At 41.1% G+C, this 17,764-nt stretch carries 18 protein-coding genes and 1 tRNA gene; 5 read left to right on the top strand and 14 right to left on the bottom strand.

Going from position 1 to position 17,764, the window contains the following annotated elements; all coding sequences use genetic code 11:
• Positions 1–3: 3 nt before the first annotated feature.
• Together AC1TO8_RS03555 and AC1TO8_RS03560 are read left to right on the top strand one after the other, a co-directional pair.
• Positions 4–312: an IS66 family transposase gene (locus AC1TO8_RS03555; RefSeq protein WP_482054220.1), complete on the top strand. Its 309-nt coding sequence runs from the start codon at positions 4–6 to the stop codon at positions 310–312.
• Entirely contained in the window at positions 306–608 is a 303-nt protein-coding gene (locus AC1TO8_RS03560) for an IS66 family transposase (protein WP_482054221.1), read from the top strand. The genes AC1TO8_RS03555 and AC1TO8_RS03560 overlap by 7 nt, the downstream gene beginning before the upstream one ends.
• Positions 609–1,517: 909 nt before the next feature.
• Here AC1TO8_RS03560 and AC1TO8_RS03565 read toward each other — a convergent pair.
• The 4 genes from AC1TO8_RS03565 to AC1TO8_RS03580 all read right to left on the bottom strand — a co-directional run bounded on the left by AC1TO8_RS03565 (position 1,518) and on the right by AC1TO8_RS03580 (position 3,045).
• Positions 1,518–1,601 (bottom strand) — tRNA-Leu (locus tag AC1TO8_RS03565).
• Positions 1,602–1,722: 121 nt separating this feature from the next.
• Complete coding sequence (locus tag AC1TO8_RS03570; protein ID WP_482054222.1) at positions 1,723–1,938, bottom strand: hypothetical protein; 216 nt, start codon at positions 1,936–1,938, stop codon at positions 1,723–1,725.
• Between the two features lie 107 nt (positions 1,939–2,045).
• On the bottom strand, positions 2,046–2,375 hold the full coding sequence (locus AC1TO8_RS03575) for a hypothetical protein (protein WP_482054223.1): 330 nt from the start codon (positions 2,373–2,375) through the stop codon (positions 2,046–2,048).
• A gap of 97 nt (positions 2,376–2,472) precedes the next feature.
• A complete protein-coding gene (locus AC1TO8_RS03580) occupies positions 2,473–3,045 on the bottom strand; it encodes a xanthine phosphoribosyltransferase (protein WP_482054224.1) in 573 nt (190 codons plus the stop codon).
• 188 nt (positions 3,046–3,233) lie between these two features.
• Here AC1TO8_RS03580 and AC1TO8_RS03585 point away from each other — a divergent pair, with 188 nt between their 5' ends.
• Positions 3,234–4,262, top strand: coding sequence for a YkvI family membrane protein (locus tag AC1TO8_RS03585; RefSeq protein WP_482054225.1), 1,029 nt, complete (start codon positions 3,234–3,236; stop codon positions 4,260–4,262).
• Here AC1TO8_RS03585 and AC1TO8_RS03590 read toward each other — a convergent pair.
• The 3 genes from AC1TO8_RS03590 to AC1TO8_RS03600 are packed head-to-tail and all read right to left on the bottom strand — an operon-like array spanning position 4,237 to position 9,874.
• Entirely contained in the window at positions 4,237–7,431 is a 3,195-nt protein-coding gene (locus tag AC1TO8_RS03590; protein ID WP_482054226.1) for an AAA family ATPase, read from the bottom strand. The two genes, AC1TO8_RS03585 and AC1TO8_RS03590, sit on opposite strands and share 26 nt — an antisense overlap.
• Positions 7,431–8,735 (bottom strand): metallophosphoesterase family protein, encoded by a 1,305-nt coding sequence (locus AC1TO8_RS03595; protein ID WP_482054227.1) that lies wholly within the window; start codon positions 8,733–8,735, stop codon positions 7,431–7,433. Before AC1TO8_RS03595 ends, AC1TO8_RS03590 begins: the two co-directional genes overlap by 1 nt.
• Positions 8,736–8,737: 2 nt before the next feature.
• Positions 8,738–9,874, bottom strand: a complete 1,137-nt coding sequence (locus AC1TO8_RS03600) for a glycosyltransferase family 4 protein (protein WP_482054228.1) — start codon at positions 9,872–9,874, stop codon at positions 8,738–8,740.
• 211 nt (positions 9,875–10,085) lie between these two features.
• Here AC1TO8_RS03600 and AC1TO8_RS03605 point away from each other — a divergent pair, with 211 nt between their 5' ends.
• The gene (locus AC1TO8_RS03605; RefSeq protein WP_482054229.1) at positions 10,086–11,165 is read left to right on the top strand and encodes a GGDEF domain-containing protein; all 1,080 of its coding nucleotides are present in this window, start codon (positions 10,086–10,088) and stop codon (positions 11,163–11,165) included.
• Positions 11,166–11,438: 273 nt separating this feature from the next.
• Here AC1TO8_RS03605 and AC1TO8_RS03610 read toward each other — a convergent pair whose 3' ends face one another.
• The 5 genes from AC1TO8_RS03610 to AC1TO8_RS03630 all read right to left on the bottom strand — a co-directional run bounded on the left by AC1TO8_RS03610 (position 11,439) and on the right by AC1TO8_RS03630 (position 15,578).
• Positions 11,439–12,239, bottom strand: coding sequence for a Cof-type HAD-IIB family hydrolase (locus AC1TO8_RS03610; RefSeq protein ID WP_482054230.1), 801 nt, complete (start codon positions 12,237–12,239; stop codon positions 11,439–11,441).
• A gap of 48 nt (positions 12,240–12,287) precedes the next feature.
• On the bottom strand, positions 12,288–13,037 hold the full coding sequence (locus tag AC1TO8_RS03615; RefSeq protein ID WP_482054231.1) for a pseudouridine synthase: 750 nt from the start codon (positions 13,035–13,037) through the stop codon (positions 12,288–12,290).
• 148 nt (positions 13,038–13,185) lie between these two features.
• The gene (locus tag AC1TO8_RS03620) at positions 13,186–13,647 is read right to left on the bottom strand and encodes a DUF309 domain-containing protein (RefSeq protein WP_482054232.1); all 462 of its coding nucleotides are present in this window, start codon (positions 13,645–13,647) and stop codon (positions 13,186–13,188) included.
• Positions 13,637–14,449, bottom strand: a complete 813-nt coding sequence (gene yjbM / locus AC1TO8_RS03625; protein ID WP_482054499.1) for a GTP diphosphokinase — start codon at positions 14,447–14,449, stop codon at positions 13,637–13,639. Before yjbM ends, AC1TO8_RS03620 begins: the two co-directional genes overlap by 11 nt.
• A 34-nt stretch (positions 14,450–14,483) precedes the next feature.
• Entirely contained in the window at positions 14,484–15,578 is a 1,095-nt protein-coding gene (locus AC1TO8_RS03630; RefSeq protein WP_482054233.1) for a quinone-dependent dihydroorotate dehydrogenase, read from the bottom strand.
• 189 nt (positions 15,579–15,767) lie between these two features.
• Here AC1TO8_RS03630 and AC1TO8_RS03635 point away from each other — a divergent pair, with 189 nt between their 5' ends.
• Entirely contained in the window at positions 15,768–15,902 is a 135-nt protein-coding gene (locus AC1TO8_RS03635) for a hypothetical protein (protein WP_482054234.1), read from the top strand.
• On the opposite strand, the gene AC1TO8_RS03640 is transcribed toward AC1TO8_RS03635, so the two are convergent.
• Together AC1TO8_RS03640 and AC1TO8_RS03645 are read right to left on the bottom strand one after the other, a co-directional pair.
• Complete coding sequence (locus AC1TO8_RS03640; protein ID WP_482054235.1) at positions 15,899–17,344, bottom strand: L,D-transpeptidase; 1,446 nt, start codon at positions 17,342–17,344, stop codon at positions 15,899–15,901. The genes AC1TO8_RS03635 and AC1TO8_RS03640 overlap by 4 nt on opposite strands.
• A 130-nt stretch (positions 17,345–17,474) precedes the next feature.
• Complete coding sequence (locus AC1TO8_RS03645; protein WP_482054236.1) at positions 17,475–17,717, bottom strand: ferredoxin; 243 nt, start codon at positions 17,715–17,717, stop codon at positions 17,475–17,477.
• Positions 17,718–17,764: the final 47 nt, after the last annotated feature.

Genomic DNA, 17,764 nt, shown 5'->3' on the forward strand with positions numbered 1-17,764 from the left:
ATCGTGAAGCTAAAGCCAGAGCAAATCTCAGGAATCAGCAAAGGAGATCCAGAAATTGCAGCCTTTATCACGACGTTAACTCAAACCATTGAAGAGCATGCCCAGCGAATCGAGCAACTGGACTTTTTGCCTCGATTCACAAACACACTGGTGCATGATTGCTACGCCACATACTTCAAAGAGATCTACAACTTTGTCCATGCGTTATGTAACTCTCATTTATTACGTGAATGCATAGGCATTGAAACCTATGATAACCAGCCTTGGACAACTGATATGAAAGCGTTTTCCAAGAGACCTGGGAAGTGGTAAAGGAAGCTGGCAGAAAGAAAAAGAGCAAAGCAGCAAATCTAGGGCAGCGATTTCAGCTTCACAAAGAAGCCATTCTTCGCTTTATTCGTGATGCCTACGTTCCCTTTGATAACAACCAAGCCGAGCGTGACATTCGCATGGTGAAAATTAAAATAAAAGTATCTGGCTCCTATCGAACGCTATCTAATGCAAAGCAATTTGCTCGTATCCGCAGTATAATCGCTACATTCCGCAAACAAAATCTTTCGATTCTTTCTTCACTCACTTCGGCTTTTAAGGGTCAATTTAGCTTCTAGAGATACCTAAGTAGTAACCTATTTAGTATAGTTATCCATTGTTTTCGAGACATTAACAATATGTAAACATCGTGTAAATTCTTTTTACATATTGTTTAATATTTGCACCTTCTTTGTATTAAAAATTATCAAGTGCCAGCTTCGATTACCAATTACTTGCACCAAAAACACACGGACCTCACGCGGTCCGTGTGTATAAGAAATAAATTAATGCAACATGACTTATGCAATTCATTGAAATAACTGAAGCAAACAACAACTCCATGCGGGCGTGCTGGTACGATTCCGACGAGTGACATTGCTTGAAGCCAAGTTATTGTTTGTCGGCTCACTGTGGCTTAAGATGCAACGAAATACTGGCTTTAAAGTGGGATTCGATTTCCTTCGAACAAGCCCTTCACTCAATGCAAGCCCAACCGAATGAAGTAAACGTCGCTAAAGATGAATTTACTCATTCTGCTATCCCTCCCTAATCTCCAATTGAACCAAACAAGATATTGTACCCCATTCTCATTTTGTTAGGTGCTGTAATCGGCTAGACAACTGCCTATCTTACCATGCAATTTATATCGGGTGTCAAACTTTTGAAGTTGCATTTCAAAATAGGGATTCCGTATTATTTTCAAAAATACTACAGCCCACAAAATGGCGGAATAGCGCTACTGAGAGAAGAGTTTAAGCAGTTCATAAACGAGGAGAAAGCAACGAGCGATATACACATATTCAACCACCTGAGAACATCGGAATCTCGATTTCATTGTTCCTATTCATAAAAATAAAGCAATATTAGTAGAATGGTAGAAAAACCAGTCCGAATCCTTACTACCCGACCCATACAACGATCATTCAAACTCAGACAAAAAGAAACGAAGCCTTGCTAGGCAAGGCTTCCTGGGTTTAAGAGTATGATGCGGTCAAGAGGACTCGAACCTCCATGGTATAACTACCACTGGCACCTGAAGCCAGCGCGTCTGCCAATTCCGCCATGACCGCATATGATGATGCTACTATGTTGAAACAACTCAAAACCACACTAGCATCATGATTTTATCATACCTATTTATTACAGTAAATCACGTCATTCTCCACCGATTATAGTAGTAACTCACCTTCACTATTTCAATGGATCAAGTCGGGGTTCACTGGCTAATTGGTAAATGTAATTGCGATCCAGCTTGACCACATTTCGATTAGGTCGTCGAATGAGTACCTGCTCTGCATCCCATGCCACTACAATCCCTCTTATATCATTGCTTGCGATTGAATCGCGAACGACACGAACTTTCTCACCTTGAACACGAAAAGCATCCAATTCTCCATCACTAATCATTTCACGAATTCAACTCCCTACATTTATAAAAAGGACCTAAACAGTTACATTTAGGCCATATTATTAAATTACACACATTAAGTATTCAATTCATATTGAACCCAGAATTATCGCTGCACATGTTCTTTACTATCGTTCTTCTCGAACCAGAAATCTAGCACTGTAGCAGACATCACTCGACTGTTCAGATACTCAACTTGTTGAGGTGTGAATATTTCCTTCCACGAGAACGCTAATTCCTCACACAAGCTCACAATAGTTAACAATTCAGACCAAGCGACATAACGTTTGTACCAAAAAAATTGAGGGTGTTCAAGCATATAGGGATATAAATCATCAAATTCTGTATGTTTACAATCTACCGCACGTTCGAAATGAATCTTTGCAGCGGCCAACTTATCAACAAAGAATTGTTCTGTTATCGGTTCTTTCCCCATTGTGTTGCCTCCTCTCTCTTCCTTACACTTTATATTATAAGCTATTCGTATTCCACTTGAAAGGTATTGCGAATATTTGGGCTTATCATATCCTATTTTATTCGAGAAAAGTAATCGTTCCATCGGTCAATGATGCAATCTTCACAAGCGATTCAACTCTAAACCCTTGCTCTCGAATCGTGCGTGCTCCTGCTTGGAAAGACTTCTCAATCACAATTCCTAATCCCATTAGTTCTGCTCCAGAACGTTCTATGATCTTGATCAACCCTTTGGCAGCATCACCATTAGCAATAATATCATCAATAAAAAGCACCCGATCTTCACTCCTTAGATACCGTCTTGATAACATAATATCCGTCACTATTCCTTTGGTGAAGGATGGTACGCGCTCACAATATGCATCTGGATCAGCAAGAAGTGTCTTTTTGCGACGTGCAAATACGAGTGGCACTCCAAGTTCATAGGCAGTAGCGAAACCAACTGAAATTCCGGAAGATTCGACCGTCACTACCCGTGTAATTCCAGACTCCCTGAACCTCGCTGCAAACTCTCTACCCATTTCCATCGTTAATTGAGGGTCTACTTGATGATTCAATAATCCATCAAGATTCAATACTTGATCGGACAATATTGTGCCTTCTTCAATAATTCGTTGTTTTAGTAATTCCATAGTGTTTACCCTCCCATGCCAATTCTTTGTCGTAAAAATACCATATATATAGCCCAAACATCAAGTACATTTGGACAAGTTACAGAGGTTGTTCAAAAAGTCACCTTTTTGAACTCGCACTTATAGTCATGTCCCACTCTTTTTCAACATACCTTGTACTATTGCGAAGTATGTTCAAGGAGGTAACAATGAAAAACTTAGGTAGAATTTTACAAATTGCATTTACTTACATAGGTACCATTGTTGGCGCCGGATTCGCTACTGGACAGGAAATCCTCCAGTTCTTCACTCAATATGGAAAGTGGGCTACGTTGACTATTATCCTTTCAACCATCCTCTTTATTTGGTTAGGTACGAAGATGATGATCATTTCACGAACCATTCGTGCGAAATCCTATGAAGATCTAAACAAGTATTTGTTTGGACATAAATCAGGCGGGTACATCAGTATTATCATGCTGTTCGTTCTCATCGGAGTAAACAGCATTATGCTTGCTGGCGCCGGTTCTGTATTTGTGGAACATCTAAATCTCCATTATCAGACAGGTCTAATTATAACACTTGTAGGTGCCTATTTCTTACTTCGTCGAGGCATGCATTCCATTATGTACATGAACAGTATTGTTGTACCCATGATGCTGACCATCTCACTGCTCATCATCTCTAATACATTGCAATCCCCAAATGCAGATCGTTTCATAACCTTATCTACCGATACGAACCTAACGATGGCATGGCTATCACCAGTACTCTATACGGCATTCAATCTCGTTATGGCACAAGCAATACTTGTCCCCCTAGGTAGCCGAACTGAGAGCCTTACTGTCATTAAATGGGGCGGAGTTATTGGAGGACTGGGCGTTGGATTTATGTTAATGGCCGCCCATTTCGCCCTGTCAGCGCAAATGCCAGGCATTACACAATATGAGATTCCAATGGGCAATATCGCATTTCAATTGGGTGTAGCCGTACAATTGATTTACGTACTGCTCATATTCCTCGAAATATTCACAACCTTTGTTGCGGATATATACGGGGTTAACTTACAACTTCAACAACATTTTCATTTTTCTCCCAAAGTGATCTCCGTGGCCATCATGCTGACATGTTTTATAGTTAGCCAATTCGGATTCAGTTATTTATTGTCCATTTTATATCCACTCTTCGGTTTTCTCAGTTTATTTTGGGTCGTCAAATTGATGGTTGCAACGAAATGAAATGAGCTGTCGGCATCCTATCCTGAATATGTTGTACGATATAGGGATGACAAGTCATCATGATAATCTGCCGTGTTGAAGAAATCTCCTGCAACAGAGACAACGCAGCCACCATTCTCTCCTGATCGAAATTAACTAATATATCGTCAAAAAGTAAAGGGATCGATACTTTTGATTTCATCGTACCTGCTAAAGCGAGTCTCATGGCCAAATACATCTGCTCAGCCGTGCCTCGACTAAGTTTCGCACTATCAATCAGTCCTTGGTCGCGGTGCTCAGCAAGCAGCTCTTTCCCTCCCATTTTCATAACAATGCGAGAATAAGCACCTTTAGTTAATCGTGCGAAATAGATTGACGCCATCTTCAAAACTTCTGGTTGCTTCTCTTCTTCATAAATACGACGGGTTCTTGAGATCAATTCCGAGCAAATAGACATCACAGCATAATCAGTTGTTAATTCTTTTAAAGATGCTTTCTGTTCCTCAAGTTTCTGAATCGCTGTATCATGTAGACATAACAATTCTAATTGGTCCCGCTCCTGCAACAACCTTCCATGTTGTTGTTGCAACTCATTCCAGCGGGACTCAACCTCGTTCAATTCCATTTCATGATGTTGACATACAAATTCTAATCCCGTCTCATCATGAGTATTTAATACATTTAGAATGGCTTCTCTTCGCTGATCATCTGAGCCGCTAAACATCGAAATTTCCCACTGAAGAATGCTGTCCTTTAATTCCGAACGGTGCTTATAAATCCCCCCACGTCGCAAATAGTCCTCCCCACTGACGGCTTCTCCTTCCATGGTTAGTTCCTCTTTGAGAGATGTTACTCGTTGTAACTCATCTGACAGAAGCTGCAACTCTTCTTCTAAAGGTTCTAATCTCGAAGTTAGTATTTTACGTTTACGAACCTGTTCCTGATACTCATCCCATTCTTTCTTCTTCAGTTCAATCCATGCTCCAGGAGACAAGTCCACTGGATTTACACCTTCTGACAACAGACTTAACGATTCTGTTTCATAATCAAGACAATCCTGGTGTAGCTGATGCATTTTACGATTTATCTTATCTAGATGATCTATATTCTCTAACCCTTGTTCTGCCAACACATACATATCAAGTACAGCTTCTGGTGAGAGCTGGAGGTTAAGATCTCGTTGTCGTAACCAACCCTCCCATTGCTTCTCAAGCTGTTCAAAGATGCGCTCTTCCTTCGACATACCTTCTTCAACCCTTGAGAGTTCATGCCTTAACGTATTCATACGATCTTGATAGGCCTTGAGTTCTATCATCAGCTTATCTATCTTTTGCTGCCAAACTAACCATTGATCCATCAATTTACGTAGTTCACGCACACCTGTCTCTACTTCCGTCGCATTGATCGGATGCCTCTTTGCAGCTTCACCATCAGTAGCATTGAAGGGGTTCGTTATAAGACGACACATCAACTTGGTGATGTCTTCCAGATCCTGTCGTTCATCTTCAACAAGTCTAGAATCTGCACGTTTGCCACGCTGAGGTGGAGACTTCAGAATTCCATTCCATAGTAGAACGACATCCACAAGTAATAAAATGGATGCTATAACTATAGCAGGCATAGGAAATCCTCTGCTCCATACAAGTAGTGGAACGACAATTGTCAAAATGCTACTACCCCATAGAAATCCACGAGTTATTGTCTTCAAGCGCTGCTGTATAACTCTATCACTCTCAACTTGTCCCAAAGATGTTAGCCTTACCATTCTATTCTCACGCCAACGCTCTAGAGTTTCTTGCAACTCATTCCAAAGCGCAGTCATTTCTTGTGAGCTACGAGGTATCAACATAGCAAAGCGACTGTTCCCCGCATCCCACTCTTCCTTGTATGCCTGCTGAGATCTACGATAACCTACTTCCGTAGTATCCATTTGCTGCCGTAACTGTTGTACCTCCACACCTAGACTCTCTATTCTTCGATCATAACTGGAAAAGCCAGCTGAATAACGACGCACAGACTCGCGTTCACCTACTGATGTAGAGAAATTCTGAAGTTCAGTCCTGGTCCAAGTTGAATCTATCTGCCGAACAATACGAGTTACCCGCATATCTAACGCAGATGCTTCAGCTCTAACTTCTTGCAAGTCTCCCTTTTTTGCATCATAAGATTCTCTTCGAGTACTCAAGCGTTCAATTAGATCGCCCTGATCTTCAAGTTCCATATCATATGGCAACTGATCAAGTTGCGCTTGTATCTCTAATTGACTGCGGAGAAGTTGCGTTTGCCGAAGATAGGCTGTATCCGTTTCTGCTTGGAGTGACTCCCATCTTCGTACGCCTCCTTCAGGAAAAAACGGAACTTCTGGAAGAGAAGACTCCTGAAGCTTTGCCTCCATCCATTTTAGCCACATTGGTCTGATCTCTTGCGCCTTTCTTAGGAGTAGATGACGTTCAATAGAAATTTGGCGAGTCCACTCCTGTCTATCTAATAGCTCAACTGTCTCCATCCGTGTTGAAGCATTGTCATTATACCGCTTCAGAAAGGAGCGACTTACAGATATTTCTTTCTCCAATTGCTCCATCGTTTGCAGCACTTTTGAAATATCTTGTACACGGCCTTTTGGCTTGTATAACTTCTCCATATCCTGAGTAAGTTTGCGTTCAGCCTGAATGATCTCACTTCCACCACCAATCCCTGCATGAAATAAGTAGCTGCTCATTTCATCGGATTGCAGTGAACGTATTTCCTGAAGTTCGCTTAACGATATCGCAAATAACTGATTGAACATTTCACGAGATAACCCTCCCAAAAGTTCACGTTCCAGTTCTTGTTGGGTCACCTGCTGAACTTGTCCATATTCATCATTTCTAATAATCGAGAGCTTCTCCGTTCGGTTAGCAGATCCACTTCCTCCATCTCCAGTCGTTGCGAACCGGGAAATGATCCATCTGTTCCCCCCTGCATCTATTGCTGTAAGAATGCCTCCATGAACACCACCAGCCAGTGGCTCATATCTTTCAGTGGGATAAGACCGACTAGGGATTCCAAAGAGCATGGCACGTACAAATTGCTGAATCGTGCTTTTACCCGCTTCATTAGGTCCAATAAATACCGTAGTTCCCGGATTGATCGTTATATCTTGTTCCTTCAAGCGCCCAAATCCATGAATCTGTAGTCTTTCAATTCTCATCACTTTCTGCCTCCGTCACTAGCCTCGTCAAGAAGCAACATAGCACCTAGCTCCCCAGCACGTTCTAGCCATTCCTGTCTTTCCTGCTCACTAGTTTCATTCATGATCCCCCTAATCACTCGATTGCTCATAAGGGGAGCCAATGCCTTATCCAGCAGTTCCTTCGTCAACTCATCATCTTGGTCTACTTTCTCTGCAAGACGAAGCATCTCACCTAGAAAATGATCTTCGCGCATAAGTTCAGAACGATCAATTTCTATACCCGATTGAAGTGAAATGCTCTCGCTCCATACTAATCCACCGAATTGTCCACTTTCTGCTCTTGCTATTTCTCTACGCCGTAATTCATCTTCTAGTTCGCGTGCTACATGTCCACTTTCTAATGCACGATGAATGGAACTGCGTCCTGTTATGATCCAGCGTACGATACTCATTCGTTCTGGACGAACAATTCGAATGTCATCCACCTTTTCCTCAACTCGCATTCGCCATTCATCTATATCATGAATACCATCAATCGATATTTCTTCTCGAACATAGCGTACATGATCCAATTCATGAAAAATTAACTGAATTGAGGCATCCTCAAAAACTTCAACAACATAGCATCCCTTAGGTCCAGTCTCCTTCACACTTCTCCCTTGAATATTTCCAGCGTATACGATATGTGGATACTCCTGAATCACTCGCCGCTGATGAATATGTCCAAGCGCCCAATAATCATACCCAGATGATTCCAATTCTTTACGCGTGCAAGGTGAATATGTCTCATGAACGGGATCTCCATCTACATTGGCATGCAGTATCGCAATATGAAACAGCGTTGACTCATCTTCTCTACGAAATTTCAGAGCTGTGTTCTCCGTTACTTTGGACGTTGGATAGGAAATGCCACTTACAACGGCAACCTCCTGTTGGTCCGTTCGTCGTCTAGCTCTATAACTCTCCACCTCAGGACCGAATACATGCACATGATCCGCAGCCTTAATTTGCAGCCTAGGTCCATCTAATGGATCATGATTCCCATGGATAACATAAATATGTATTCCGTGACTACCAAGCTCCTCGAATGCCGCTTGCAAACATAAATGAGCTCTCAATGAGCTATCTGCTGCATCATACACATCACCACTGATCACAATGAAATCTACTTGTTCAACAATTGCGACTTCTATTAAATGTCGCAAGGCAGTGAACGTGGAATCCCTCAAATGCTGTCGAATAGAATCCGACAAGCCCTTCATACCAGCAAACTTGCTGTCTAAGTGTAAATCAGCGGTATGAATGAAGCGAAATGGAATCATTCTTATCCACTCTTTTCCATGTCATATTGTAAGTATATGGTCTTCAGAACGTTGACTACATGGGTAAGGGAATATTCACTCTTCGCTTTCTCCCAAGCAGAACGGGCCAGTTCATATCGATAGGATGGATCACTAATGACCTTCTCAAGCGCATCACTGAGGGCAACAACATCTTCAACAGGAACAAGCAATCCATTCACACCGTCTTCGATTTGTTCAGGTATTCCACCAACGTCACTTCCGACGAGTGCAAGGCAGCTTAGAGCTGCTTCAGCGAATACTGAGCCGAAAGACTCCGCTCTAGATGGCAATACGAAAATATCGAAGAAAGGAATAAACTCTTCTGGATGTAGCGTATATCCATAAAATATCGTTTCATTATAAATTCCGAGCTCACGTGCCAATCCCTCAAGCTCCTTACGAAAGGGCCCGTCACCGATAATATGAAGCACATAGTCATATCCCCGATTTTTAAGCTCAGCACAAGCTTTGAGTAGAATATCCAATCCTTTCGCAGGGACAAGACGGCAGACCGTAACAAGCTGTGCTATCTCATTCTCATGGGGGATCGGTCTGAATCGTTTCTCATCAAATCCGTTCGGAATGACGTTAATAAGTTCAGGGTGATTAACATAAGGTGACACATATCCTGCAAAGGATTGCGATACCGTTATTAAGCGATCACTCTTGTGTTCCAACTCACGATATAGGGATACTAGAAATTGATGCTCAGGTCCATTCTCTTGAATCTTCCCATTGAGGATTAACTCTCCTTCATAACTAGAGTGGATCGTTTGGATCAGTGGTGTATCAGGAAATAATTGTTTCAACGCTAGTCCAGCAATCGGATGATGTGCATGAATTAGTTCATATGGTTGTTGAATACGCATATGACTCCACCAGAGATAATCTCTATAAGTCTGAATATATTTCTGTACGATGTCACTATCTTCATAAATGGTCCAGTCGAATGTATCAAATACAACTTCTTCTTGACCCTTGTTGCGAATTCTCCTCGGTAACCAGAACATATCCATCTCCCAGCGGGAGGAACTGAACCGCTCCTGCATATAAGGAATCATAGATGATACACCACCCGGCTGTTCAGGTGGGAAGAATAATGCTTGTAACAATTTCATTGAGTATTCCCTCTTTCTATAATGTCAGTCATATCTATCATCCGAGGATTTATGGTATATTAAGAACATACGTTTCATTATGACGGATTAATCATTCGTTGTATATAAAATTCACATTCAGGAACGAGGAATATTGATGCCATCTTCACTTTGGTCCTCCCCTATCATATCGGGGTTCGCTGCAACATGTAGTTTTTATATAGTATTCATCATGACAGTGATGTGTCTCATTATGTACAGCAAACAACGTAGACAAGCTTACCTATATATGGTGCTTGCCTTCCTCTTTATTATGGCATACGAAGGAATGAACATCCATTTCAACCTAACAGAAGGAGATGTTGTATATAGGTATTCTCTATGGTCTATGCGGATGCAGGTCTTCTCATTTCTACTTTTAAATGCATCCGTTTATCTATTGTACCGAAAGATGAATAAAGCTGGATACATACTGCTTGGATTGATGATATTACTATTTCTTGTTCCACTTTTCCCCTTAGGGTTCCCACCATTTAATACCCCTTCGGGACAGTTTCTTTATCTTAATATCCATCAAGGATTCGTTATTATTATAGGTCTGCGGTTGATATCACCCCGCATTGGGCAACAATACAAATACATCTTCGGCTCGATGGTAAGTCTAATTTGGGTTATCATGACCATTATTAATCTTTATACAGATCAGATGAATACAACGCTCAATATATTGAGGTTATTACTTCCACTTGTGTATTACACGGTTATCTTTTTTATATTATTCCAAAGAATTGTTGAGCAAATGCAATCCATCTATCGTTCCTCTATTACAGATGGATTAACGAACCTCTATAACCGACGGTTCTTCATGAAAAATGTGAATCGTTATGTGGATCAGGGATTAAAGGTTTCTATCATTTTTTGTGATATCGACAACTTCAAGAAATTGAATGACACTCAAGGTCATGCCAAAGCAGACGATGTATTGATTCAGGTAGCTAATATTCTCGAAGAAGAAGTGTCTGGAGTAGGGCTATCGGGTCGATATGGAGGAGAAGAACTAGTAGCCGCATTAGTCGATAAACGAGCCAATGTAAATCAGATTGCAGAGAGCATACGAGCACGTGTTGAACAAGAGAGCATCGTAACGATCAGTGTAGGACATAGTAGTCTCAGAAAGAATGTAACTGCAGATGAATTAGTATCACAAGCAGATCAAGCGATGTATCGTTCCAAAACGACAGGTAAGAATAAAGTCTCTCCTTTTCATGCTCCTAGATCTAAAAAACGGCCTGTTCAAGATCAAGGCCACTGAGAAATCCACACACATTAGTGTAGGATGCCGCTACAATGACGGATTGTCCTTACGATCGCTGTTGCCCTCCGATTTCTTGATTGTATACCGCATAGCGGTTGAAATCAGAGGGCAAAGGCGAACACTTTCGCTACTTCGAATAGTATACCTTATTTTCTGCAAGGTCCGTTCTCGGAGCGTCTTTTCAGAACATCTATTTTCGCCTATAAGAAACAAACGGGTTGTCCCTAGCCATTTTCATGACTATTGGGACAACCCGTTTCTCTTTACTATTTAGGAGAGGCAGTATTTAAGGAGCGCAGCATGTACACCATCATCATTGTTCGAAAGTGTTATTTCATCTGCCGCCGCCTTCACTTCCACAGGCGAATTATCCATCGCAATACCTTTTCCTGCAAATGTTAGCATCGTGATATCGTTATAATAATTCCCGATCGCTAATATCTCTTCCTGTTGAATACCACGTTTCATAGCAAGTTGCTTCAATGCATTTCCTTTAGAAGCCTCTTTATTCATGAGATCTATGAAGTAATCTCCACTGCGGAGCATCGTAAGATCGAATGTCCAATTGCTTAATTCTTTATATAAATCATCAATAACATCCGATTCAGCGAACATCGTGAATTTGACGATAGGGTCTTTAAATTCAGTCCATTCTGGCAGATTCGATGGTAACGTCAGATAATTCTCATACATACCTCTTATTACTTCATCTAAACTCTCCACGCTATCCACGAACATTTCTAACGGTGTGTTAACATCAAAGTGAATACCTTTATCCCTACAATATTCCATAAATGGCGTTAGCGACATGTGATCCATGGGGAATTGATGAACGATCTCACTCGTGTCTACCTTAGCAGTTGCTGCACCATTATGACTGATAACATACCCCGTTAATCCCATCTGTTCCATAAAGGGTATCGTATTCTGAGGTCCCCGGCCCGTGCACAAAATAATTTCTGCCCCTGTGTTAGATACGGCCTTCACGGTCTCCATCGTCTGTTCACTAATTTCATGATCATCATTCAAAAGAGTTCCATCCACATCTAGTGCAATTAGTTTGTATTTCATAACTCCATCCATCCTTTACTATCTCTGTATTTATCTACTTATCTATGATCATTCCTTGCCTAACAAGGATAACTCGTCCATGGTCAGCTCACGGTATTTACCAATTTCAAGTTTGGGATCAAGCGGTAGCTGCCCCATTTGAACTCTCTTTAGGTATACCACCTTTTTACCTACAGCTTCAAACATCCGCTTCACTTGATGAAACTTACCTTCATGAATCGTCAGCGATATCATAGAGATGATTCGATCTCCATCTTGTTCTTGGCTTAGCACAAACAGCTCCCCAGGCAAAGTGGTATAACCATCGTCCAGTGTGACCCCAAGTGCAAATCGAGCTATATCTTCCGCTCCAACATCCCCGTCCACCTTCGCTTCATACGTCTTTGGGACGTGCTTCCGTGGTGACAATAGATTATGTGCAAACTTTCCGTCATTCGTTAAAAGTAGTAATCCCTCTGTATCTTTATCTAGTCTTCCAACTGGAAAAGGTTCAAACAAGGCATGCTCAGATTCCAACAAATCAAGCACCGTTGCTTCACGCTTATCTTCCGTGGCAGATATGACTCCTTGCGGCTTATGCAGCATGATATAGATAAATTCCTTATAAACTATCCCTTTTCCATCTACTTCAACCGTATCATTGAACGGATCGACATGCAACCCGCTATCTTTCGTCATGGTACCATTTACCGTAATACTACCTTGCTTAACCATCCTCTTAATCTCACTTCGAGAACCATAACCAAGATGAACTAGTACTTTATCAATTCTTTGCGTCTTCCGATTTCCTCCACTCATATAAACGACACCTCCAATTCTTCACTTATGAACGAAAAAAAAGCTCCAATCATAACCTATATTTGTGGAACAACCCGCTATGATATCACATAGCAGGTTGTTCCATTATTCGTATCAAGATAAACATCATCCTGATTGTTATCCATACTCATTCACTAACATGAGTCTTCACTCTCTGTGGCCGTTCAGGTCCCCGACGCTGTGGAATATTGCGTTCAATCGTTAGATCCGCCAAATCAACCGCCTGTTGTAATACTGGATCAACAATGACAATGGTTAGATCATAATAAAGAAAAGGATTCTCATCAAATCGCTCCAATTGATCAGCATAACGGCGAACTTGACTCACTAATGAACCCAACTCAATTCCGAGTGACAAAGATGGATACTGCTCCAATGTATCAGCAGCACTATGCAACATCTTCCTACCACCAATGATATTATTATTTCGGAAATGATATAGTCCGACCGCTACCTGTAGAAGACCTTTATACAATGGATTCCGGTTATCACGAAGCCACAATTCTTCAAGCACCTCATGGCATTCGAAATAATCCTGATCACGATTGAAATAAATGAGGTAGGCGACGTACAATTCCTCATATTTCATCCGTATTCTCACCTTTTTTGGTTCTGGCAATCAATTGCTTCACTTCATCTAGAAGCACCTTCATTTCATCCATATCATGGCTCTGCCAGATGTCATTGAATCGATCTTGGAATCCAATAGCCTCATTAACTAAATGGTAGAAGTACAACTGGTGGATCAGTGAAAGCACCTGTGTAGTCACATTCGAGTCATCCTCAAACTGCTTCTGTGCTTCCAATATATCTTCACGAATACTCGACATCTCATTATCTAATGTTGATGCTGCTTCCCCTGCCTTTTTCAACCGCTTGCGAATATTATCCGGTAAACTCTCTGGATATTTATAGCTTAGAGAATGCTCTATAGTCGCCCAAAAGTTCATCGCTAGTGTACGAATTTGAATCTCAGCAAGTACAATCACTTGTCCAAGTGCGGTTTGAACAGGATATTCTACAATCATATGAAAGCTACGATACCCACTTTCCTTATAATTGGTAATGTAATCCTTCTCATACACTACTTTTAGATCTTTCCGATTACGAATGTATTCAGCTACACGACGTATATCCACTACGAATTGACACATAATTCGAATGCCAGCAATATCCTCAATACCCGTTTCAAGCTTATCCATAGGGACATTTAAGTGTTTTGCCTTATTTAGAATACTAGATATTTTCTTCACTCGACCTGTAACAAATTCTATGGGAGCATATTCTTCGCGCTTCTTCAATTCCGAACGCATCGTTTTAAATTTAACTTTCAATTCCTCTACTGTCTGTTCGTAAGGGAGCAAAAACATGCCCCAATCCCTATTGTCCATTCCCATAAGCTAGCGAACCTCCTGTCTTTCACCTTCAGTGATGATCCGCACCTACCGCTTCTGATATATGACTAAATCCATCCTGAAGTAGGTACTTTCTCAATTCAGCATGAATCTTTCGATTCACTACTGGTCCTTCATAGATAAGTGATGTATATATTTCAACCAGACTCGCGCCTGCCCGAATTTTCTCATAAGCATCCTTACCAGTAAAAATTCCCCCAGAACCGATAATCGGTAGGGAGCCCTGACTCTGACGGTAAATTCGAGAAATAATTTCTGTAGATCGATTACTTAGTGGTTTACCACTCAATCCACCGCTTTCCTTCGCATTAGAATGATTCAGCCCTTCTCTTGATAAAGTCGTATTCGTTGCAATGACACCTGAAACGCCACTTGTTTGAAGGACTTCTACCATAGACTCAAGCTCCGAATCACTCACGTCTGGAGCAATCTTCACCAATATATGTTTACTCTTATTATGCTTACGCGCTTGTTCTTGCATTTCCTCCATGATATGCGAAAGTAGAGAAGATAATTCACTACCATACTGCAGATTACGCAAGTCTGGCGTATTCGGTGAACTAATATTAACTACGAAAAAATCACCATAAGGATATAATTTGCGTATGCATTCCTGATAATCCTTATAAGCTTCTTCATTTGGGGTTAGTTTATTCTTCCCTATATTTATAGCAACTGGAATTCGCCGCCTCTGATTCGTTGAAAGTCTTCGCTCCATTGCATCTATACCTTCATTATTGAACCCCATGCGATTCACAAGTGCCTCATCAGGAGGTAATCTAAATAGACGCGGCTGTTCATTCCCCGATTGCCCCTTAGGTGTTACTGTTCCCACTTCCATAAATCCAAACCCAATGGAAGAGAAGCCTTGTACAGCTACCGCATTTTTATCCAATCCTGCAGCTAGACCAACAGGGGTCGGAAAGTGTAAGTCGAATAAATCAACAGCAAGATCAGCTGTTTCCTTTACACCCCATAAACTTTGTAACACATGGGATACGCCCGGGATGGAGCCAGCAGTATGTAATCCTCCAACGACGAGATGGTGCGCTTTTTCTGGATCTATTTTAAAAAGTATCGGTTTAGCTACGTTTTTATACAACACAAGTTCTCCTCATCTCTATCTACTTTTTGATCTCACACTTTTATAGTTTATCCTTTTACAGTTTAAAAAGAAAGTGAAACTACCACTATATCAGACTCCATTTTATAATGATTAGTGTTATAGCTATTTATTAAAAAACACATTACAATTGGATTAGTGAATGAAAATCATTGAAAGAGGGTTATCTTTATGGCAACCAAACGTAAACCACCTACACTTCAACATACCAAACAAGAAGTGAATAAGAAAGCGCTCTTATGGGTTGGACTCAGCATATCTATCGTCGTCATTGCAATGATCGTTCTACTTATTTTCAACATTTAATTCAACCAACGGTATTTTTTGAGCGGGTTCGTCTGATCCTGTCTATGCTGTGATCGATAACGATCTGTTGGAACCCGCTCTTCATCAGGTAGAACCCCTTTTTCTATACGTACTTTCGTGCCCATGGGAACAAGATCGAATAACTCCTCTATATCCTCCTTCAACATTCGTATACAACCTAATGATTCGTCACGACCAATACTACCAGGCTCATCCGTTCCATGAATCGCATAATTGCTAGAAGATAACTGCATTCCACGGCTACCAAATTCACCATTAGACCGTCCATTTGGGTTTACAACCTTATCCGATATAATAAAGTCATCCTCTGGTGTTTTGTCTCCGCCCAGCCCTACTTTGTAATTACGCAGTATGATATCTCCACTAACTACCGCCAATCGATAGTTCTTTTTATCCACAATAATCTCTAATGGCTCTTTAAAGAACATATCCCCTTCCATACCCGAATCAGAACCCGTCATTACTGAGCCTTCTTTATTACTCGACGTTGTACCTGAGTCACCCCCAGCAGTAATTGGGGTAGTTGCTGTTGCCGGTATTGTCGCACCTATGCTTGCATTGATCTCATTAAAATACTTCTTCATCACTTCCGTTGAACCGGATATTCTATTTCGCGGAAATGGTTGTACTAATTCACTAAAACTTTCAGGTACACGCCCCTTTTCTTGCACAAAAAAGCGAATTGCACTTGATAATGCCGCTAGTTCCTCTTGCTTCTTAACCCATAATACGGCAGATGCCTTGAGTGTCGTTGCATCAGGTGGTGTGCATGCACATTCATTGGAATCATAAGGTTGATAGGTCACTTGTGCCCCATCCGTTTTTTCTAACGTAAATGATATGGGCATATTTCGTTTCCATATCAACCATTTGTCTTCACGCTCCATCTTAAGCACAGCAATCCTTGGTGGTAAAGCACCTGAACGAACAAGCATATTCGATAGCGTTCGAGCCTTCTCATCCGGTGAACCATTGGGTTGCGCTGTAAATCGAGGACTCATAAGAGGAGTATTCTGCTTTAACTCCCTCTCAGTTACAATTACTTCTGGTTGCTGCTCTATTTCATTCATAGCAATCTGTTCCACATCAGGAACCAAAGCAATCGTATCTCCTGGCGTATGTACTGAAGGTATAAAGGTCAGGAATAAAAGGAGCAGCGTCAGGAGGATGACACGTACTTTACGAATGCGACGTTCTTTATGGCGTGATATCTGCAAAATTCTATCTTCGTATTCCTTCCAAACATCATCCGGCACCTTACTCTTTTCAAAAGCTTCAAATACTTCACTAGATTGATTAAAGCAATAATTAGCTTTACCTTCCTGTCCATTCTTTTCGTATTCCTTACCTAATAAGTACCATCCCATCTTATTCTCAGGATGTAGCTTCACATATTCTTTAAGGTATATAGAATCTTTCATCTCATCTGGACCCCCGAAATACCGTTTTACTATATATATCGGCAGAAAGACAAAAAAAATAGACATCCCCACATCAAGCTATATCGTGAGTATGCCTATTTTGTTATTTCACACCTGTCAAAACCTATCATTAACCCTCTTTATTAAAAGGTTCGTCTGCAATCTTGATAGAATCTGTTGGGCAACCATCACATGCATCATCTAAATCATCAAACATGTCTTCTGGTATCACAGTCACACCACGGTTAGCGTCGTCTCCGTAGATAACTTCAGCTATTCCTTCATCGTCATAATCATAAATATCTGGTGCTGTTGCACCGCACGCCCCACATGCAATGCAAGTATCTTTCTCTACCCATGTATATTTAGCCATTATCTTCTCTTCCTCCTGTATATCCATTCATTACAGCCTTTACGTCA

This window comes from Paenibacillus sp. Y859 (genome assembly GCF_056786405.1).